The following is a 17,599-nucleotide window of genomic DNA, read 5'->3' as shown; positions in this document are numbered from 1 at the left end:
GTGATCTGGCCGGGTCGGTTCGCTCTTGACGATGGGTGTGATGGTCGTCACGCGGCGTCGAGAAGCTGGTCGATGGTGTCGCGGAACGTGTCCATGGACTGCGCCCCCACGATCGGATGACCGTTGACGAGAAAGGCCGGCGTGGTGGTGGCGCCGAGCTCGACCCCCTCCTCGGCGTCCGTGGCCACCGCCTCGTCCGCCTCCGGGGACTCCATGTCGGTGAGCATCCGCTCCACGTCCGGCACCCCCGCCGCCTCCGCCAGCTCCCGCAGGCCCTCCTCGGAGAACCGGCCGGTGTCCCGGTGGAACTCGTCCGCGAACGCCGCGTCGTAGAACTCCCAGAACCGCCCCTGCTGCCCGGCCGCCCAGGCGGCGCGCGAGGCGGCGTCCGACTCGGGACCGTAGACCGGGAAGTTGCGGAACTCGATGCGCAGCGCCCCGGCGTCCACGTACTCCGCGATCAGCTCGTGGTGCACACCGCGGGCGTGGGTGCCGCTGAACGCCGACTGGAAGTCGCTGTACTCGATCATGACCACCGGCGCGTCCGCGTCGCCCATCGCGAGCGGGTCCTCCGCGTCGCGGCGGGCCAGGGCGAGGGCCGGGTGCCCCTCGGGGAGCGGCAGGACGGTGCCCTCCTCGGGGATCGGGTTCCGCTGGTTGTCGGCGGTGCTGTTGCCGCTGCTGAACAGCGCGGCCATCGCCCCGAAGACCAGCACCAGGATGAGCACCCCCGCCAGCACCGCGAAGGTCAGCGGGCGCTTGCGCACCGCGTACGGGCGCTGCTGCTGGGCGGCGGGGCGCCGGGCGGGCTTGGACGGCCGGGACGAGGGCATCGCAGGACCTTCTGAGGCTGGGGGAGAGTGTGCACACGCTTCCTGCCGAGCGTAATGCGGGGGCCTGTTTTTCCGGGAAAAGGGGGTGCGTACGCTGCGCGGCATGGACGTACTCATCCACATTTTCGTCGCCCTGCACATCATCGGTATCGCGGCCCTGCTGGGTGGTTTCCTCACCCAGATGAAGGCGATGGGCAAGGGCGAGGCCCGGATCGTTCCCGGCATGCTGCACGGCGCGGCGACGATGCTGGTGACGGGCCTGGTGCTGGTCGGCCTGAACCAGGCCGACGACAACGAGGTCAACAACACCAAGATCGCCGTGAAGCTGGCCCTGCTGCTGGTCCTGAGCGTGCTGGCCTACATCAACCGCGACGAGGAGAGGCTCTCCGCCCCCGTCTTCGGCACCATCGGCCTGCTGACCACGGCGAACATCTTCATCGCCACGCTGTGGTGAGCCGGCGCCCGGCCGCAAACCGGTTGCCCGGGGCGGGCCCCGGGCGGTGTGATCGGTGCCATGGCCAAGAGTGCGGACGTCACCCGGAATCGGCGGTACTGGGACGGGATCGGCGCCGACGCGCACGGACCGGTGGCGCGGGCGCACTGGGAGGCCGCTGAGCCCAGCTGGGGCCTGTGGGGGACGCCGGAGGCGCGGGCGGGGGTGATCCCGGCGGACATCGCCGGGCAGCGCGCCATCGAGCTGGGCTGCGGTACGGGCTATGTCTCGGCCTGGCTGGCGCGGGCCGGGGCCCGGGTGGTGGGGGTCGACGTCTCGGCGCGGCAGCTGGAGACGGCGCGGGCGCTGCGGGACGAGTTCGGCCTCGGCTTCGCGCTGGTGCAGGCGGACGCGGGGCGGGTGCCCTGCCGGGACGGCGTGTTCGACTTCGCGATCAGCGAGTACGGGGCCTCCCTGTGGTGCGACCCCCAGCACTGGATCCCGGAGGCGGCGCGGCTGCTGGCGCCCGGCGGGCGGCTGGTGTTCGTGCGGCCGTCACCGCTGTTCGCGATGTGTCTGCCGGAACGGGGCGAGGTGGGGCCGGAGTTGCTGCGCCCGCTGTTCGGGCTGCGGCGGCTGGAGTGGCAGCGGGGTGCCACCGAGTTCAACCTGCCGCACGGGGAGTTGATCGGGCTGCTGCGGAAGACCGGCTTCGAGGTGGAGGAGCTGCTGGAGCTGGCGGCGCCCGAGGGAGACCCGGGGACGCGGTGGTTCAGCGATGACAGCACGGTGGAGCCCGAGTGGGCGCGGCAGTGGCCGACCGAGGAGATCTGGAAGGTGCGCCGCGCCGGGTGACGCGCCTGGCGGCGTGCCGGTTGACATGTCCAACGACGCCTCGTGCGACGCGGCGTTCTTCGCGCTGCCGCGGATCCACCCCTCCGACGCCCCCGATGTCGTCGACGCGATCCACGTCGTGCGGCACGTCCTGATGCAGCGCCCCGCCCACCGGCAGTACCGCCGGTGGGGTGAGGAGGAGGAAAGCGGCCCCGCTAGCTGAGTTCCGCCGCCAGCAGATCCATCAGCAGCCCGTCGTGCCACTCGCCCTCCGGGCCGCGCTCGTACTGCCGCATGATGCCCACCGGCCGGAACCCGACCTTGCGGTAACAGGCGATGGCCGCCGCGTTGTCCGCCGCCGGGTCGATCACCAGCCGGTGGTGGCCGAGGTCCGTGACGAGGTGCCGGGCGAGGGTGCGGACCGCGTCGGTGCCCACCCCGCGCCCGTGCACCGCCGGATCGACATAGATGTCGATGCCCGCGTGCCGGTAGTCCGGCTCCGACTCCTCGTGCCACTGGACCGCCCCGGCCACCGCCCCCGCGTACTCGATGACCAGCACGGTGGTGCCCGGCTCGGCCAGGTCCTCGTGCACCGCCGCCACCAGGTCCTGTCCGCCGCGCCACCGCGCGTAGACCTCCGGGGTGTCCCGGATCGCGGCCAGCGCCGGGATGTCCGCGTCCGTCACCGGTCGCAGGGTCACCTGTTCCCCGCGCAGGATCATCGCCATGCACTCCATCGTGCCAGGCTGGCCGACATGAGCGAGGAGTTGCGCCCGAGCGCACGCACCGAGGCCGCAGGCTGGATCGGCCCCCGGCTGGGCGGGGAGTTCGGGGCGGCCAGGCGTACGGTGCCCGGCGGTTTCGCCGCCTACGCGCGGATCTTCCACCCCGCCGGTGACCACACCTGGGCCGAGGTCGCCGCCGCCACCGGGCGGCGGGCGCACCCCCTCATGCAGTGGCACGCCCTCGTCGGTCTGCCGGATCCGTACTCCTCGCGCGACCCGTTGTGGGACGGAGACCGGCCGGAGCCGGGGCTGCTGGAACCGGACACGTTCGCGCGGCTGCGCACCGTACTCGCCCGGCACACCGGCACCGCGGACGCGTGCTGGTTCGGGCTGTGGGAGGGCTACGGCGGCGTGGACATCCCGCCCGCGGCAGCGGCCCTGCCACTCGTCGAACTGCCGGGCCGCGCCTACCTGCTGCTCGGCGGCGCGCTGGAGGCGGCGTGGCCGCACTGGTTCAACGGGCAGTCGCCCAACCTCTGCTGGCCCCAGGACAGGGCCTGGTGTGCGGCCTCCGAGATCGACTTCGACTCGACCCTGGTGGCGGGCAGTACGGCGCTGATCGGCGAGCTGCTGCGCGCGCCGGGCCTGGAGGTGGCGGCCATCGGACCGGACGACTCCCTCGCGTTCGACGCCGACCGGATCAACGCTCCACCGGGATCCGCGGGTTCGCCGGACGCGGGCACGCGTGGCCGGTCATGGCCGAGGTGGTGGCGTAGCCGATGACCTCATCCATCCGCTGCCGGGTGCGCAGGAGGGAGGTGATCTGCGCGTCGATGCGCTCGCGTTCGGCCGCCAGCCGGTCCAGCGTCCCCGGGTTCGCCCTGCCCTCCACCACGCACGGCAGCAGGTCCAGTACGGCCCGGCTCGACAGCCCGGCCGCGTACAGCTGCTGGATCAGGACCACCCGGTCCACCGCGCTCTCCAGGTAGTGACGCTGCCCGCTGGTGCTGCGCTCGGAGGACAGCAGGTGCTGCTCCTCGTAGTAGCGCAGCGCCCGGACGCTCACCCCGGTCCGCTTCGCCAGTTCGCCGATCCGCACGGCTCTCGCCCGCCTCTCCCAGCCCGCCCGGGTGACCCCGGTCACAGAACTTGCCTCTGACGTCAACGTCAGGTTTTAGCGTAGCGGAGCAGTCAGCCAAACCCTTCTCTACGCCAAGGACAAGCTTGTGACCAGCATGTTCGACAGCTACCAGCTCGGTGGCCTCCGGCTTCCCAACCGCATCGTGATGGCCCCGATGACCCGGGCGCGCGCCACCGCGGACGGTCTGACGACGCCCGCCATCGCCACCTACTACGCGCAGCGCGCCACCGCCGGGCTGATCGTCAGTGAAGGCGTCGCCCCCAACGAACGCGGCCAGTCCAACGTCAAGGCGCCCGGCCTGTACACCGACGAGCAGGTCGCCGCCTGGCGCCCGGTCACCGACGCCGTGCACACCAACGGCGGCCGGATCTTCGCCCAGATCATGCACGGCGGGCGGGTCGGCCACGAGGCGGTCCAGGGCCACCAGCCGGTCGGGCCCTCCGCCATCGCCCTGGACGGCCAGGTGTACGCGGGCAGCGCGCTCGGCTTCCAGCCGGCGCCGGTGCCGTACGCCCTGTCCACCCGGGAGGCCGCAGCCGAGGCCCGGGTCTACGGGGAGGCCGCCCGGCGCGCCGTGGAGGCCGGTTTCGACGGCGTGGAGCTGCACGGCGCCAACGGCTACCTCATCCAGCAGTTCCTGTCCTCCGGCGCGAACCACCGTACCGACGTGTACGGCGGCTCGATCACCGGCCGGATCCGGTTCGCCGTCGAGGCGGTGGAGGCGGCGGCCGACGCCATCGGCGCCGACCGGGTCGGGCTGCGGATCTCGCCCGGCGGCACCGCCTGGGACACCGTGGAGGAGGACATCCCGCAGCTGTACGGAGCGCTGACCGAGGCGCTCGCGCCGCTCGGGCTCGCCTACCTGCACACCCTGGTCACCACCGACGACGACACCCTCATCGGGCTGCGCAAGGCGTGGCCCGGCACCTTCCTCGTCAACCCCTCCGAGCAGATCGGGCCGGTCGAGGCCACCCGGGAGGGCGGCGAGGAGTGGCTGGCCAAGGGCGCCGATCTGATCAGTTACGGGCGCAAGTACCTGGCCAACCCCGACCTGGTCGAACGCTTCCGCACCGGCGCCCCGCTGGCCCCCACCCCCGAGCACATGACCTTCTACCAGGACGACACCGCGTTCATCAGCTACCCCAGCGCGCAGTACGCGTAGCCGGGTGGGGTGAGCGGGTGAGGGCCTTGCGGGTTCGGTGGGCATCGCGCCGTCCACCGCCGTCCACCGGGAGGCCCTCGTGTCCCGCCGTCATGGCCCGCTGACGGCAGTGCGGACACCGGGGACGCCGGGCCGGGCGACCTCCGGGACATCGCGGACGTCAGGGGCGGAGCGTCTCCCCGGAGCGCACGGCGTCGGCGATCCAGGCGTAGGGGAAGGAGTCGTGGTCCTCCTCGGCGGTGGTCCCGTTGATCGCGGCCACCAGGGCCACGTACCGGCCGTGCGTGGTGTCGTAGACGGGGCCCGTGGAAGCGGCATCCTCGTCGGCGACCTGGCGCAGGATGTCGGGCACCCGCTCGTACGCGCTCGCCAGCCGGTCCCGTACCTCGGGGGTGAGCGGCGTGTCCGAGAGCGCGGTGGCCGCCTCCAGGAAGCGGGTGACCGCCTCCTGGACCCACGGTGAGCGGGGAGACTGACCGGCGCGGTGTGCGGCGAGGATCTCCTCCATGACCGCGGCTCCGCCCCCGTGCATGAAGTCCTGGAACGGCTCGGTCGTGATGGCGCGGGTCTCCGGCGCGCTGTAGGTGTCTTCGAGGTAGGCGCGGACCGCTGCGCGGAACTCCGGTTTCCGCACCAGGTCGGCGAGCTCGATCCAGGCCTCCAGCTGGGCGGGCGTGGGATCGGCGGGCAGCACGGGGCGCATCGCCCGCAGCCGGTCCACGAAGCTCTCGGGGACGTCCAGATCCCGGCCGACGTCGTTCCAGAAGTCGTCGATGACCTCCTCGCGTTCCTCGTCGGTCATCGAGACGAGCCTGCGCATCAGGTCGGCCTGGGCGGTGGTGGCGCCCTGGGTGATCAGGGCCCGCAGCACCGCCCGTCTGGCGCTCAGGGTGCGTGCCTGGCCCTCGACGATCTCCAGGTGGGTGGTGAGCAGCTCGTGCAGGGTCGTGCCGCCGTCGAGCAGGCGGCGGATCTCGTGGAGTTCGGTGTCCAGTTCGCGCAGCGTGCGCACGAGTTCCAGCCGGGCGATGGCGTCGATGTCGTACATCCGCTGGCCGGCGCCGTTCAGATGGGTGGGCTCGACGAGGCCGGTGTCGGCGTAGAACCGGACGGCGCTCACGCTCAGGCCGCTGCGGCGCGCGGCATCGCCGATGAGATACAGCTCGTGTTCGTTCACGTCGCCACTGTCGTACCTCAAGCCGCTTGAGGCGCAACCCGGCCGTCGCCGCTGACCTGTCCGGCCCGCGCCGTGCGGACGAGCAGCATGAACGTCCCGGCGAGCAACCGCGCCCCAGCCATCCCAGCGCGAAGTACGCGTGGGTGGCCTGATCCGGCGGGCCCGCCGTAATTCGCTCGCGGCCGGGCCGGGTGAGCCACTACACCTGGCGGACGTGATCGAAGTCGAAGGACTGGTCAAGGAGTTCCGCCGTCCACGGCGCGTAGAGGGGCCACTGGGCGGTCTGCGGACGCTGCTCACCCGGCAGTACGTCACCACCCGCGCCGTGGACGGCGTCTCCTTCGCCCTGGCCGAGGGCGAGTTCGTCGGCTACCTCGGGCCCAATGGGGCGGGCAAGTCCACCACGATCAAGATGATGACGGGCATCCTGCGGCCCACCGCCGGAACGGTGCGGGTGGGCGGCACCGTCCCCTGGCAGGACCGGGAACGGCACGCCCGCACCATCGGCGTCGTCTTCGGTCAGCGCACCCAGCTGTGGTGGGACCTGCCGCTGCGCGACTCGCTCGATCTCATCGGCCGGCTGTACGGGGTGGACCGGGCCCGGCACCGTGCCGTGCTCGCCCGGTTCACCGAACTGCTGGGCCTCGGCCCGTTCCTGGACACCCCGGTCCGGCAGCTCTCCCTCGGCCAGCGCATGCGCGGCGATCTGGCCGCAGCCATGCTGCCCGAGCCGCGCGTGCTCTTCCTCGACGAACCCACCATCGGCCTGGACGTGGTGGCCAGGGAACGCATCCGCGCCTTCCTCGCCACCCGCAACCGCGAGGACGGCACGACCATCGTCCTCACCACCCACGACCTGGACGACGTGGAACGGCTGTGCCGGCGCATCGTCCTCATCGACGGGGGCCGGGTGCTGTACGACGGCGATGTCGCGCGGCTCACCCGGCGGTACGCCGTGGGACGGCGGCTGGTCGTGCAGTTGGGCGAGGGAACACGGTGGCACGGCGTCACGCTGCCCGGGGTCCTCCGGGAGGACGGCGAGGACGGCGAGGACGGCGAGGCTGGCGGGGGCGGCGGAACGGAGGCCGAACCCGGGCGCGTCACGCTGCGCTTCGACCCCGCCCGTACCCCGGCCGCCGAGGTCATCGCGGCGGTACTCGCCCGGCACGAGGTCACCGACCTCTCCCTTCCGGCGCCCGGCCTGGAGGGCGTCGTCCACCGGATATACGCAGCCCGCGAGGCCGACCCGTGCTGACGCGGCGGCAGAAGTTCGCCGCCTGCCGCGCCATGGCCCACCTGCATCTGCGCGGCCAGCTGATCTACCGCGGGGACTTCCTGCTGCGCATGCTCGGCCTGCTGATCCAGGTGGCCCTGCTCGCCCTCGTCTGGCGCGCGATCTACCCCGAGGGGGAGGCCGTCTCCCTGGAGACCCAGCTCGCGTACGTCACCTACGCCGCCGTGCAGAACTGGGCGTTCACCCCGCCGGGGCTCGCTCCCAGCGCCATCCCGCAGCGGGTGCGCGAGGGCAGCGTGGTTTTCGATCTGGCGCGGCCCCTCGGCTTCCCGGCCCAGATGCTCTCCGCCCAGGCCGGGGTCACCGCGGCCCTGTTGCCCCTCGCGCTGCTCGCCCTGCCCTTCGCCATCCTCGTCGGCGGCGCGCAGGCACCCGCCTCGGCCGTGGCCGTCCTGGCGTCCGTGGTCAGCCTGGTGCCCGCGCTGCTCAACGCGCTGCTGCTGGCGGTGCTCGTCTCGATGGTCTGCTTCTGGACGCTGGAGATGACCGGCATCTTCATGATCCACCGGGTGGTGGCACAGTTCTTCGCGGGCGCGCTGGTGCCGCTGTGGCTGATGCCGCCCTGGCTGGCGGGGCTGGCCCACGTGCTGCCGTTCCAGACCATCACCTACACGCCGATCGCCCTCTATCTGGGCCGGATCGAGGGGACGGGCCCGGTACTGGGAGCGCTGGCCGTGCAACTGGGCTGGACGGTGGCGCTGTGGCTGCTGCTGCGGTGGGTGTGGGCGCGCGCCCACCGCCGGGTCGTCGTGCAGGGCGGGTGAGCGGGCCGTGACCTTCGTCCGCACGTATCTGCTGCTCGCCGGGGCCGCCTACCGGGCGCAGCTCCAGTACCGGAGCAATCTGCTGCTCACCCTCGCGGGCGGCGTCGCGTACCAGGGCACGGGGCTGCTCTTCCTGTGGGTCATCACCTCACGGTTCGGGGATCTCGGTGGCTGGAGCATGGCCGAGATCGCCTTTCTGTACGGCATGCGGGTCACCTCCCATGGGCTGCTGGTCGTTCCCACCAGTCAGCTGCACCATCTCGATGTGGCCATCCGTACGGGAGAGTTCGACCGCTATCTGGTGCGCCCGGCCGGCGTGCTCACTCAACTGCTGTGCCGCCAGGTTCATCTGCCGACCCTCGGTGACCTGGCCACCGGTATCACCGTCCTGGTGCTGGCGGCCGGACCGGCGGGTTTCACGCCCACCCCCTCCGCGCTGCTCTATCTCGTCCTGGCCCTGATCGGCGGCGCGATGGTGGAGGGTGCGCTGCAACTCGCCTGCGCCTCCTTCTCCTTCCGGATGCTCTCCAACCTGGCGCTGCGCGGCCTTCTCGACGACCTCATGAACACGTTCGGCGGCTACCCCCTGAAGGCGTTCCCGGACGCGGCCCGGCTGGCGCTGACGTACCTCGTACCGGTGGCGTTCGTCGCCTATCTGCCGGCCGGGGTGCTGCTGGACCGGACGGACGGCCTGCACGTCACCGCCTGGCTGGCCTACGGTGCGCCGCTGGCGGGGCCACTGCTGTACGCGGCGGCGTACGCGCTGTGGCGCGGGCAGCTGCGGCACTACGCGGGCTCGGGCACCTGAGGCTCACGCGTGCGCATGTGCGCACCCGGTCCTCCTAGAATGCCGGGTGAGGGAAGGGGCGAGGTCATGGCAGATGCGCACGGTTCGCAGGAGCGCGGCGGCGGTGGTGCCGGTGGCGGCGAGCGGCTGGATATCGCGGTGTCCGTCCTGGCGCTGCTCGCGGACCGCACCCGGCTGGGCCTGATGGAACGGCTCGGCCGGGGCGAGGCCGATGTCACCACCCTCACCGAGGCCACCGGGGCGGCCCGTACCTCGGTGAGCCAGCATCTGGCGAAGCTGCGGCTGGCCGGTCTGGTGGTCACCCGCAAGGAGGGGCGGCGCGTGGTGTACGGGCTGGGGCACGGGCACCTGCGGCGCCTGGTGGACGAGGCGCTGAACGTCGCCGATCACCAGATCGGGGCGCTTCCGCCGCACGAGTAAAACATCACGTGCATACGTGTGCACATATTGACTATGCTGATCCGGTCGTCCCGCGCCGACCGGAGGAGGCCCGCGTGCTGAGTGTGCTGCGCCATCGCACCTACCGCCGCCTGTTCACCGCCCAGCTGGTCGCCCTGGCCGGCACCGGCCTGGCAACGGTCGCGCTGGCGCTGCTCGCCTACGACCTCGCCGGGCGGAACGCCTCGGCCGTACTCGGCACCGCGCTCGCGATCAAAATGGTCGCGTACGTCGTGATCGCCCCGCTCGCCGGAGCGCTCGCCGGGCGGATACGGCCCCGGGCCCTGCTGGCCGCGATGGACCTCGTCCGGGGCGGCGTCGCGCTCGCGCTGCCCTTCGTGACCGAGATCTGGCAGGTCTACGTCATGGTTGCGCTCCTCCAGACGGCATCCGCCGCCTTCACCCCCGTCTTCCAGGCCACCATTCCCCAGTTGCTGCCCGACGAGGAGGACTACACCCGGGCGCTGTCCCTCTCCCGCCTCGCCTACGACCTGGAGAACCTCCTCAGCCCGGCGCTCGCGGCGGCGCTGCTCACCGTCATCTCCTACGACTGGCTGTTCGCGGGCACCACGGCCGGGTTCCTCGCCTCCGCCGCCCTCGTCCTGTCCACGGTGCTGCCCAAGCCGGTCCCGGTGGAACGCAGTGGCGGGACGGTGACATTCGGCGGGCGGCTGTTCCGGCGCACCCCGCGCCTGCGGGCGCTGCTCGCCCTCGACCTCGCGGTGGCCTCGGCCGGGGCGATCGTCTACGTCAACACGGTCGTCATCGTCCGCGATCACTTCCAGCACCCGGCCGGCGCGGTGTCGCTGGCGCTCGGCGCGTACGGAGCCGGGTCCATGGCCGTCGCACTGGCGCTGCCCCGCATCCTGGCCACCCGGGGCGACCGCCCGGTCATGCTGACCGCCGCGTTCACCCTGCCCCCGGCCCTCGCCGCCGTCGCCGCACTGACCGCCGCCGCCCCCGGCACCCCGACCTGGGCGGCGCTGCTCGCGGCGTGGGCGCTGATCGGGGCGGCGTCCGCCGCCGTCCTGACCCCGGGCGGCCGGGTGCTGCGGCGCTCCGCCGCCGAGGCGGACCTGCCGGCCGCGTACGCCACCCGGTTCTCGCTCTCGCACGCCTGCTGGCTGCTGACGTACCCGCTCGCCGGATGGCTGGCGGCGGGTGCCGGTATCCCCGTCACGGCGATGGTGCTCGGGGCCCTGTCCCTGGCCGCCGCCCTCACGGCCACGGCCGCCTGGCCGGCCCGCGACCCCGCCCGCATCGCCCACGTCCACCCCGACCTGCCTCCCGGCCACCCCCACCTGTCCAGCGGCGGCCGGCGCCACACCCATCACTACGTGATCGACACGCACCACCCGGCCTGGCCCTGACCGCCGGCTATTCGACGCGGGCAGTCCGGACGAGCAGCAGCACGAACGCCCCGGCGAGCACGGCGAGCCAGAAACACAGCGTGGCCGCGCCCTTTATGTAGACCAGCCGCCCACAGCCGGTGCACCGCCTGCCCTCCGCGCATTTCACGAGCGCTTGATGCCGGCACGGCGCAGTGATCACGACGCCCCCCGTGCTCGGTCGATCTCCTGCAACCGAGCCGGCCGCAGATCGGCGGCGGTGGCCCGCCAGTGGACGTCGGGATCGTCGAGCGCCCGCAGGTCCAGCGGCAGCCCGCACGTGGCGGCGAACATCACCTCGCCCACCCGGTTCTGCCGGTCGCTCCACAACGCCATCCCCGGCAGCACGGCCGGACGCAGCGCCCCGGCGAGCAACTGCGACCCGACGCGGCGCGCGACGGGCACGCGCATCCCCAGGATGTTGATGACCGGCGGCGCGGACCCGACCTTCACCTCCTGCACGGCGGTGGGCGGAACATCCAGCAACGCCAGCAGATCCCGCAACTGCCGCACCACCCGCTCCCCCTCGCGGCTCACCGCCCGCCCTTCCGCACCAGCGCGGCGAGCGCGCCCGCCACCTCGGGCGTGCAGCGCCCGAGTTCCACCAGGGGCCGTACGGACGACCCACTGAACGTGTGCAGGTCGACGTCCAGCGAGGGCAGCACCACCCCTCGCGCCCTGAGCGCGTCGCGGAGATCGTCAACAGCACGCTGCGCGGCCTGCCGTGACGCTGTGAGATCAGCCGTGCTCATGGTGCCTGTGGTGACCGGTTCCGCTGCCATGAACGATGCCCCTTTCGTGGGGGGTTGGTTCGGATGGCTATCAGCGTGCCGTCGCGACACCTACCGTGACCAGGGAATCGCTGTCGGGAGTCGGCAATCGACGACGAGGGAGTGTGCAGTTCCATGGCACCGAGGAAGCCGTTCTCAGGTCATCAGGGCAAACCGTCGGCGAGCAGGATGCTGGCGGAGGAACAGGCGCGACTGCGCGCGGAGCGGGGGTGGTCCTATCGCGAGCTGAGCCAGAAGGTGCGGTTCGACCACACGTACCTGCACGAGATGGAGACGGGCAAGACACTCGGCAGCCCGGAGGTGATCCGGGCGCTGGACGAGGTCTACGGCACGGGTCCGCACCTGTCGCAGCTGCGGGAGCTGGCCCGGGACAGTGCATTCCGGGATAAGTACCAGCGCTATATGCAGCTCTCGGGTCAGGCTCGAGTGATGCACAAATACTCGGTGAGCGTAGTACCCGGTCTGCTTCAGACCGAGGCGTACGCACGGGAGTTGCTTCTGGCCGCTCAGCCCATGTGTGGAGACGTTGAGGACCAAGTGGCGGCGAGGCTCGGTCGTCAAGAACGGCTCTTCGGCAAGGAGCCCACCGATTTCCGGGCCATTCTTGATGAGGCGGTGCTCCACCGGCAGCTCAGCAGTCCGGGGGATTGGCATGCCCAGCTGGGGCATCTGCTGGAGATGGCGCGCCGCCCGAACGTCACGATCCAGGTGCTCACCTTCTCTGTTGGGATCCACGGTCTCACCAACACGGACACCATGTTGATGTGGATGCCCAATGGGCGTCCCATCGGCTACGTGGAGACTGGCTACTCGGGCGATCTGACGGAAGATCCGCCCTCTTTTGAGCGCTTGCGGCTGGCTTACGATCGGCTACGCGACCTAGCGTTGTCGCCACCGGCATCTGTGGCGTTCATTGAGCAGCTGATGGAGGACATTCCATGCGTTCCTACGGAACCGACATGAGCAACGCTGTGTGGCGCAGGTCCAGCTACAGCAACCAGGACGGCGGTGACTGCGTCGAGGTGGCGGACGGTTGCCCCGGTGTGCTTCCCGTCCGGGACAGCAAGAATCCTGGTGGGCCGATCCTCCGCTTCGGTCACGCCGAATGGGCGTCGTTCGTGGCTCGGATTCGCGCCGGTCGGTTGTGACGTCGTGGCTTCCCGCGCTGCTGGGGTCCACAATCGGTGGGATGTCGACACCACAGCGCATTGATGAACACGATGTCAGGGATTGGCGGCGGTCCAGCCACAGCAACCAGGACGGCGGTCAGTGCCTCGAGGTGGCCGACGGCCACCCCGGCGTCCTGCCGGTCCGGGACAGCAAGTGGCCCGACGGGCCCGTCGTCCGCTTCGCTTCCGCCCCGTGGTCTGCCTTTGTCGCGGCCCTGCGGGCCGGGCGGCTCTGAGTTCGACGGAGAAGCTCTTGATCACCGAGCAGGCCCGGGCGGATGCCCGGCTGGTCTGGGCGTACCACCGCATGGAGCACGAGGCGCGACCCTGCGACGTGGTGATCGGGCTGGGGAGTCATGATCTCGGAGTCGCCGATGTCGCCGCCGGGTTGTACCTGCGGGGGCTGGCGCCGGTGGCGCTGTTCACCGGAGGGAACAGTCCGACGACCCGGGCGCGGATGCCGCGCGGTGAGGCCGTGCACTACCGGGAGCGGGCGATCGCGCTCGGGGTGCCCGAGGACGCCATCCTGCTGGAGCCCCGGGCGTCGAACACCGGCGAGAACATCGCCTTCTCCCGCACCGTCCTCGCCAACGCCGGCCGTTCCGTCTCCTCCGTGCTGCTGGTCAGCAAGCCGTACGAGGAGCGCCGGGCGCACGCCACCGCGCGCAAGGTCTGGCCCCAGGTGGAGGTGGTCAGTGCCTCCGCGCTCGTGGACTACGACGGGTACGTATCCGCCCTCGGTGACGAACGGCTGGTCATCGACATGCTGGTGGGGACGCTCCAGCGGCTGATCACCTACCCGGAGCTCGGGTTCCTCGTCGGGCCGCCCGTACCCCCAGAGGTACGGGCGGCCTTCGAGCGTCTGTGCGCGTCGGGATTCGTGTCGCGGCTCAGCCGTTCAGCGCGTTGAGGAAGGCCGCCGCCACCGGGCCGGCGTCGCTGCCGCCCGAGCCGCCGTCCTCCAGGACCACCGCGAAGGCCAGATCCCGCTCGCCGAGGTAGCCGATGATCCAGGCGTTGGTGGACAGTTCGCCGTCCGCGTTCTCGAACTCCGCCGTCCCCGTCTTGCCGTGCGGCACCCCGGGCACCTCGCGCAGCGCCGACGCCGACCCCTCGGTGACCGTCGCCCGCATCATCGTGCGCAGGCCCTCCACCGTCTGCGGGTCGAGCGTGGCCGTGGCCTCGTGCCGTTCCCGCACGGCGTCCGGGACGAGGACCGGCTGCCGGAACGTCCCGTCCGCGACCGTCGCCGCCACCGACGCCATCACCAGCGGGCTGGTCTGCACCCGGGCCTGGCCGATGAGGGAGGCGGCCAGCTCGTTGTCGTTCTCCGCCACCGGAACGTTGCCGTCGTAGGTGGCCGCGCCCACGTTCCACTCCGTGCCGATGCCGAACGCCTGTGCCGTCGTGTGCAGGGAGTCGTTCGCGAGCCGGTCGCGGTTCTCGATGAGCGCGGTGTTGCAGGAGGCCGTGAACGCCTCGTGCAAGGTGGTGTCCGGGCCCAGCTCGAACTCGTTCTGGTTCTCGTAGCGGAACCCGTCGACGGTCGCGTACTTCGGGCAGCCGACCACGTCGCCGGGCGTCAGGCCGCCCTCCAGCAGTGCCGCCGCCGTCACCACCTTGAAGGTGGAGCCCGGTGCCAGCTGTCCGGTCAGCGAACGCGCGAAGCCGTCGACGGGCCAGTCGGCGGCGGCCAGCACCTCGCCCGTCGAGGGCCGGACGGCGACGATCGCGCCCTCGCGCCCCGCGTCCTCCAGCGCGGCCTCGGCAGCCCGCTGCGCCGCCGGATCGATGGTCGTGGTCACCGGCTCGCCGGGCTCACCGCCCTCCCGCTCGTACAGGGTCTCCAGTGCGGCGCCCGACTCCCGGTCGGCGATGACCACGGCGGCCGACGCCGTACCCGCGAGCTGTTCGTCGTAGCGTTCCTGGAGTCCGGACACCCCGGCCCCGCTGCCGTCCACGCCGCCGACCACGGCCCGGGCCGCGTGCGCCAGTTGGCGGCTGCCCTCGGCGAACTGGAGACCTTCCGCGGCCCGCAGGTCCTCCGCGTGTTCCTGGAAGACGCTGTCGCGCAGCGTCACCACCGGCACCGCCTCGTCCGGACCGGCCTCCGCGACCCGGTCGGCGAGCGCGTCGGTGTCGATCCCGGCGTCGAGCGCGTCCAGGGCCGCCCAGGCGGCGGGCGGATCGGTCAGCCGGGCCGGCCAGACACTCACCTCCCACACGGTGGACGGGCCGGCCAGCTCGCTGCCGTCCGCCGCGAGGACCGGCGCCCGCTCGGCCTCTCCGTGGGAGAGCACCAGCGTCTGGCCCTCGGCCAGCTGCGGGTGGACGAGGGCGGACTCCCACGTCACCTGCCAGCCGTCGTCCGCGCCGCCGGGGCGCAGCACGGCCTGCGTGTCGTAGGCCCAGGCGCCGAGGCCCGGCAGGGTGAAGGTGACGGTGAAGGGCACGGCCCACGCGTCCCCGCCGTCCTCCTCGCTGTCGGCGGCGACGGCTTCGCCCGGCGCGCCGAGCGTCAGGTCCTCGGCGCGCAGATTGTTCTCCACCGACTCCAGCAGCGACCGCGCCGCCTCCGGGTCGTCCGTGTATCCGGCGGCCCGCTCCAGCTCACCGGCCGCCCAGGCGTCCAGGAACCGCTGGGCTCCGGCGTTCGCCCGTTCGGCCGGGCTCCCGCCGTCGTCCCGGCGCAGCACCAGCATCACGGCCGCTGTCGCGAGGAGGACGAGTACGAGCGCGAGCGCGATCAGCCCGCTCCTCTTATATGTCCGGTTGGTCATGCGCCTCAGCATCGGCCGGTGCCGCGCGGCGGTCCAAGACACCATCGCGCGGTGTGATGCTGTTTCGGCATGGCGTCGGCGCGGCATCGGTGGCGCGCCGCCCCGCGCCGATCAGGATTCGAGAAGCCCGGATCCGCTCCGGACGGCTACCGTGAGTGGCACCGTGTACCCGCGACCACAGGAGCACGCCCCATGAGCAGCGCGCCGAAGTCCAGCGATCGGAAGAAGAAGACCACGTCCTCCGCGTCCTCGGGGGAGGGGTTCTCCGAGCAGGAGCGTGCGGCGATGAAGGATCGCGCCGCGGAGCTGAAGGCCGAGGGGCGCCGTGGCCGGGGCGCGGCCAAGGCCGCGGCGGAGGAAAAGGAGTGCCTGGCCAAGATCGCCGAGATGCCGGACGGGGACCGGGCGCTGGGCGAACGCCTGCACGCCATGGTCACCGAGGCCGCCCCGGAGCTCGCGCCGAAGCTCTGGTACGGGCAGCCCGCGTACGCCAAGAACGGCAAGGTCGTGTGCTTCTTCCGCAGCGGGCGGATGGACAAGGTCCGGTACACCGTCTTCGGCTTCAACGAGACGGCGAACCTCGATGACGCCAGCGGCCTGTGGCCGACGTCCTACGCCATCACCGACGAGCTGAGCGAGGCGGCGGAGGCATCCCTCCGGGATCTGATCACCAAGGCCGTCTCCTGACGCGGATCCCGGAGCCGTCGCCGGTGTGCGGCCGGACCTCCCCGCCCCCCGTGGGGAGGTCCGGCACCCGGAATGCGCGGTTGCCGTGGAAATACGGGTTCTCCCGGTCGGGCCGCTCCTAGCGTGGTCGAGGGCCGCGCGGTGCGGCCCAGTGAGCGCGCGAACGCCAGGGGGCACCATGAGCGCATACCGTCCGGACCGGCGCGGGGTACTGAAGGCGGCCGGCTCGATCACCGCCGCGATGGCGCTGGGCGGCGGTGCCGTCCTGGCCACGGCGTCGGCGGCGCACGCGGTCGGTGACGGCTTCGGGCTGCGGATCGTGGAGCGCAACGAGGCCAACGCCCGGATGAAGTACTACCGGTTCGCGACCGACGCGATCCAGTGGGACCCGGCCGTCAACGTGCTTCTGCCCGACGACTATCACACCAGCGGGCGCACGTACCCCGTCCTCTATCTCTTCCACGGCGGCATGGAGGACTTCAGGACCTTCGACACCGACCCCGGGCGTGACATCCGCGCCGTGACGGCCGGCAAACCGCTCATCGTCGTGATGCCGGACGGCGGCCCGGCCGGCTGGTACAGCAACCCCGTCAACTCGTTCACCGGGCCCCGGAACTGGGAGCACTTCCACATCAACCAGCTCCTCCCGTGGGTCGAGGCGAACTTCCGCACCTACGCCGAGTACGACGGCCGCGCGGTCGGCGGCTTCTCGATGGGGGGCTTCGGCGCGCTGAAGTACGCCGCCAAGTACTTCGGCCACTTCGCCTCGGTGAGCGCGCACTCCGGACCGGCCAGCCTGCGCCGCGACGACGGCGCGGTGGTGCACTGGGCCAACGTGTCCTCCGCCGCCGTGGAACTGGGCACCGGCACGGTCTACGGCGTGCCCTGGGACCAGGCCCGGGTCAGCGCCGACAACCCGGTGGAGCGGCTGGAGAGTTACCGCAACAAGCGGATCTTCCTGGTCGCCGGGACCAGCCCCGATCCGACCAACCCGTTCGACACCCTCAACGAGGTGCATGTGCTGGCGGGCCAGCGGGAGTTCCGGTCGCTGCTGACCGGGGCCGGTATCGGGCACGAAGGGCACGAGGTGGAGGGCGGGCACTTCGTCCGCCGGGACCTGCTGGCCGACGACATCAACGGCATCATCGGCCGGCTCCGCAAGGCGTAGCCCGGCA

General features: G+C 71.9%; 23 protein-coding genes. 16 read left to right on the top strand and 7 right to left on the bottom strand.

The window, feature by feature from the left end; genetic code table 11:
• Positions 1-47: 47 nt before the first annotated feature.
• Positions 48-833, bottom strand: a complete 786-nt coding sequence (locus tag H7827_RS11315) for a DsbA family protein (protein ID WP_432744646.1) — start codon at positions 831-833, stop codon at positions 48-50.
• Between the two features lie 103 nt (positions 834-936).
• Here H7827_RS11315 and H7827_RS11310 point away from each other — a divergent pair, with 103 nt between their 5' ends.
• Genes H7827_RS11310 through H7827_RS11300 form a run of 3 tightly spaced genes read left to right on the top strand, consistent with a single transcriptional unit; the run spans position 937 to position 2,323 of the window.
• Positions 937-1,287 (top strand): hypothetical protein, encoded by a 351-nt coding sequence (locus H7827_RS11310; protein ID WP_046725717.1) that lies wholly within the window; start codon positions 937-939, stop codon positions 1,285-1,287.
• 60 nt (positions 1,288-1,347) lie between these two features.
• Complete coding sequence (locus tag H7827_RS11305) at positions 1,348-2,121, top strand: class I SAM-dependent methyltransferase (protein WP_386534379.1); 774 nt, start codon at positions 1,348-1,350, stop codon at positions 2,119-2,121.
• A gap of 25 nt (positions 2,122-2,146) precedes the next feature.
• Positions 2,147-2,323, top strand: coding sequence for a hypothetical protein (locus H7827_RS11300; RefSeq protein WP_432744644.1), 177 nt, complete (start codon positions 2,147-2,149; stop codon positions 2,321-2,323).
• On the opposite strand, the gene H7827_RS11295 is transcribed toward H7827_RS11300, so the two are convergent.
• A complete protein-coding gene (locus H7827_RS11295; RefSeq protein ID WP_200368597.1) occupies positions 2,316-2,822 on the bottom strand; it encodes a GNAT family N-acetyltransferase in 507 nt (168 codons plus the stop codon). The two genes, H7827_RS11300 and H7827_RS11295, sit on opposite strands and share 8 nt — an antisense overlap.
• A gap of 33 nt (positions 2,823-2,855) precedes the next feature.
• On the opposite strand from H7827_RS11295, the gene H7827_RS11290 reads away from it, so the two are divergent.
• Positions 2,856-3,608 carry a hypothetical protein gene (locus H7827_RS11290; protein WP_432744642.1) on the top strand — a complete coding sequence of 251 codons (753 nt, stop codon included), beginning with the start codon at positions 2,856-2,858 and terminating at the stop codon, positions 3,606-3,608.
• Here H7827_RS11290 and H7827_RS11285 read toward each other — a convergent pair.
• On the bottom strand, positions 3,526-3,924 hold the full coding sequence (locus H7827_RS11285) for a MerR family transcriptional regulator (protein ID WP_432747976.1): 399 nt from the start codon (positions 3,922-3,924) through the stop codon (positions 3,526-3,528). The two genes, H7827_RS11290 and H7827_RS11285, sit on opposite strands and share 83 nt — an antisense overlap.
• 127 nt (positions 3,925-4,051) lie before the next feature.
• Between H7827_RS11285 and H7827_RS11280 the strand changes: the two genes are divergently transcribed.
• Positions 4,052-5,128, top strand: a complete 1,077-nt coding sequence (locus H7827_RS11280) for an alkene reductase (protein ID WP_432744640.1) — start codon at positions 4,052-4,054, stop codon at positions 5,126-5,128.
• Positions 5,129-5,288: 160 nt separating this feature from the next.
• On the opposite strand, the gene H7827_RS11275 is transcribed toward H7827_RS11280, so the two are convergent.
• Complete coding sequence (locus H7827_RS11275) at positions 5,289-6,305, bottom strand: MerR family transcriptional regulator (RefSeq protein ID WP_432744637.1); 1,017 nt, start codon at positions 6,303-6,305, stop codon at positions 5,289-5,291.
• 205 nt (positions 6,306-6,510) lie between these two features.
• On the opposite strand from H7827_RS11275, the gene H7827_RS11270 reads away from it, so the two are divergent.
• The 5 genes from H7827_RS11270 to H7827_RS11250 all read left to right on the top strand — a co-directional run bounded on the left by H7827_RS11270 (position 6,511) and on the right by H7827_RS11250 (position 10,979).
• On the top strand, positions 6,511-7,560 hold the full coding sequence (locus H7827_RS11270) for an ABC transporter ATP-binding protein (protein ID WP_432747975.1): 1,050 nt from the start codon (positions 6,511-6,513) through the stop codon (positions 7,558-7,560).
• The gene (locus H7827_RS11265; RefSeq protein ID WP_432744635.1) at positions 7,554-8,363 is read left to right on the top strand and encodes an ABC transporter permease; all 810 of its coding nucleotides are present in this window, start codon (positions 7,554-7,556) and stop codon (positions 8,361-8,363) included. Before H7827_RS11270 ends, H7827_RS11265 begins: the two co-directional genes overlap by 7 nt.
• A 7-nt stretch (positions 8,364-8,370) precedes the next feature.
• Positions 8,371-9,171 (top strand): ABC transporter permease, encoded by an 801-nt coding sequence (locus tag H7827_RS11260; protein ID WP_432744633.1) that lies wholly within the window; start codon positions 8,371-8,373, stop codon positions 9,169-9,171.
• A 66-nt stretch (positions 9,172-9,237) separates the two neighbouring features.
• A complete protein-coding gene (locus tag H7827_RS11255; RefSeq protein ID WP_432744631.1) occupies positions 9,238-9,591 on the top strand; it encodes an ArsR/SmtB family transcription factor in 354 nt (117 codons plus the stop codon).
• A 74-nt stretch (positions 9,592-9,665) separates the two neighbouring features.
• Positions 9,666-10,979 carry an MFS transporter gene (locus H7827_RS11250; RefSeq protein ID WP_432744628.1) on the top strand — a complete coding sequence of 438 codons (1,314 nt, stop codon included), beginning with the start codon at positions 9,666-9,668 and terminating at the stop codon, positions 10,977-10,979.
• Between the two features lie 177 nt (positions 10,980-11,156).
• Here H7827_RS11250 and H7827_RS11245 read toward each other — a convergent pair whose 3' ends face one another.
• Positions 11,157-11,534 carry a hypothetical protein gene (locus tag H7827_RS11245; RefSeq protein ID WP_432744626.1) on the bottom strand — a complete coding sequence of 126 codons (378 nt, stop codon included), beginning with the start codon at positions 11,532-11,534 and terminating at the stop codon, positions 11,157-11,159.
• A complete protein-coding gene (locus H7827_RS11240) occupies positions 11,531-11,779 on the bottom strand; it encodes a hypothetical protein (protein ID WP_432744624.1) in 249 nt (82 codons plus the stop codon). Before H7827_RS11240 ends, H7827_RS11245 begins: the two co-directional genes overlap by 4 nt.
• Before the next feature lie 123 nt (positions 11,780-11,902).
• On the opposite strand from H7827_RS11240, the gene H7827_RS11235 reads away from it, so the two are divergent.
• The 4 genes from H7827_RS11235 to H7827_RS11220 are packed head-to-tail and all read left to right on the top strand — an operon-like array spanning position 11,903 to position 13,867.
• Positions 11,903-12,751: a helix-turn-helix domain-containing protein gene (locus H7827_RS11235; protein ID WP_432744622.1), complete on the top strand. Its 849-nt coding sequence runs from the start codon at positions 11,903-11,905 to the stop codon at positions 12,749-12,751.
• Positions 12,727-12,936, top strand: coding sequence for a DUF397 domain-containing protein (locus H7827_RS11230; protein ID WP_432744620.1), 210 nt, complete (start codon positions 12,727-12,729; stop codon positions 12,934-12,936). Before H7827_RS11235 ends, H7827_RS11230 begins: the two co-directional genes overlap by 25 nt.
• Before the next feature lie 41 nt (positions 12,937-12,977).
• A complete protein-coding gene (locus H7827_RS11225; protein ID WP_432744618.1) occupies positions 12,978-13,193 on the top strand; it encodes a DUF397 domain-containing protein in 216 nt (71 codons plus the stop codon).
• 17 nt (positions 13,194-13,210) lie between these two features.
• Positions 13,211-13,867, top strand: a complete 657-nt coding sequence (locus tag H7827_RS11220) for a YdcF family protein (protein WP_432744616.1) — start codon at positions 13,211-13,213, stop codon at positions 13,865-13,867.
• On the opposite strand, the gene H7827_RS11215 is transcribed toward H7827_RS11220, so the two are convergent.
• Positions 13,848-15,737 (bottom strand): penicillin-binding transpeptidase domain-containing protein, encoded by a 1,890-nt coding sequence (locus H7827_RS11215; protein WP_432744614.1) that lies wholly within the window; start codon positions 15,735-15,737, stop codon positions 13,848-13,850. The two genes, H7827_RS11220 and H7827_RS11215, sit on opposite strands and share 20 nt — an antisense overlap.
• Positions 15,738-15,929: 192 nt before the next feature.
• Here H7827_RS11215 and H7827_RS11210 point away from each other — a divergent pair, with 192 nt between their 5' ends.
• The gene (locus tag H7827_RS11210; RefSeq protein WP_432744612.1) at positions 15,930-16,424 is read left to right on the top strand and encodes a DUF1801 domain-containing protein; all 495 of its coding nucleotides are present in this window, start codon (positions 15,930-15,932) and stop codon (positions 16,422-16,424) included.
• A gap of 178 nt (positions 16,425-16,602) precedes the next feature.
• On the top strand, positions 16,603-17,592 hold the full coding sequence (locus H7827_RS11205; RefSeq protein WP_386534420.1) for an alpha/beta hydrolase: 990 nt from the start codon (positions 16,603-16,605) through the stop codon (positions 17,590-17,592).
• Positions 17,593-17,599: the final 7 nt, after the last annotated feature.

It is taken from the genome of Streptomyces sp. JH002, from assembly GCF_050916115.1.
GTDB classification, from domain to species: domain Bacteria; phylum Actinomycetota; class Actinomycetes; order Streptomycetales; family Streptomycetaceae; genus Streptomyces; species Streptomyces xiamenensis.
Note: the sequence above shows the minus strand (reverse complement) of the source record. Positions and strands in the feature narration are given on the sequence as shown.

Coding starts and splice junctions, on each gene's coding strand:
- H7827_RS11315 (WP_432744646.1), bottom strand. CDS start 833: ATGCCCTCGTCCCGGCCGTCCAAGCCCGCCCGGCGCCCCGCCGCCCAG.
- H7827_RS11310 (WP_046725717.1), top strand. CDS start 937: ATGGACGTACTCATCCACATTTTCGTCGCCCTGCACATCATCGGTATC.
- H7827_RS11305 (WP_386534379.1), top strand. CDS start 1,348: ATGGCCAAGAGTGCGGACGTCACCCGGAATCGGCGGTACTGGGACGGG.
- H7827_RS11300 (WP_432744644.1), top strand. CDS start 2,147: ATGTCCAACGACGCCTCGTGCGACGCGGCGTTCTTCGCGCTGCCGCGG.
- H7827_RS11295 (WP_200368597.1), bottom strand. CDS start 2,822: ATGATCCTGCGCGGGGAACAGGTGACCCTGCGACCGGTGACGGACGCG.
- H7827_RS11290 (WP_432744642.1), top strand. CDS start 2,856: ATGAGCGAGGAGTTGCGCCCGAGCGCACGCACCGAGGCCGCAGGCTGG.
- H7827_RS11255 (WP_432744631.1), top strand. CDS start 9,238: ATGGCAGATGCGCACGGTTCGCAGGAGCGCGGCGGCGGTGGTGCCGGT.
- H7827_RS11240 (WP_432744624.1), bottom strand. CDS start 11,779: ATGGCAGCGGAACCGGTCACCACAGGCACCATGAGCACGGCTGATCTC.
- H7827_RS11235 (WP_432744622.1), top strand. CDS start 11,903: ATGGCACCGAGGAAGCCGTTCTCAGGTCATCAGGGCAAACCGTCGGCG.
- H7827_RS11230 (WP_432744620.1), top strand. CDS start 12,727: ATGCGTTCCTACGGAACCGACATGAGCAACGCTGTGTGGCGCAGGTCC.
- H7827_RS11225 (WP_432744618.1), top strand. CDS start 12,978: ATGTCGACACCACAGCGCATTGATGAACACGATGTCAGGGATTGGCGG.
- H7827_RS11215 (WP_432744614.1), bottom strand. CDS start 15,737: ATGACCAACCGGACATATAAGAGGAGCGGGCTGATCGCGCTCGCGCTC.
- H7827_RS11210 (WP_432744612.1), top strand. CDS start 15,930: ATGAGCAGCGCGCCGAAGTCCAGCGATCGGAAGAAGAAGACCACGTCC.
- H7827_RS11205 (WP_386534420.1), top strand. CDS start 16,603: ATGAGCGCATACCGTCCGGACCGGCGCGGGGTACTGAAGGCGGCCGGC.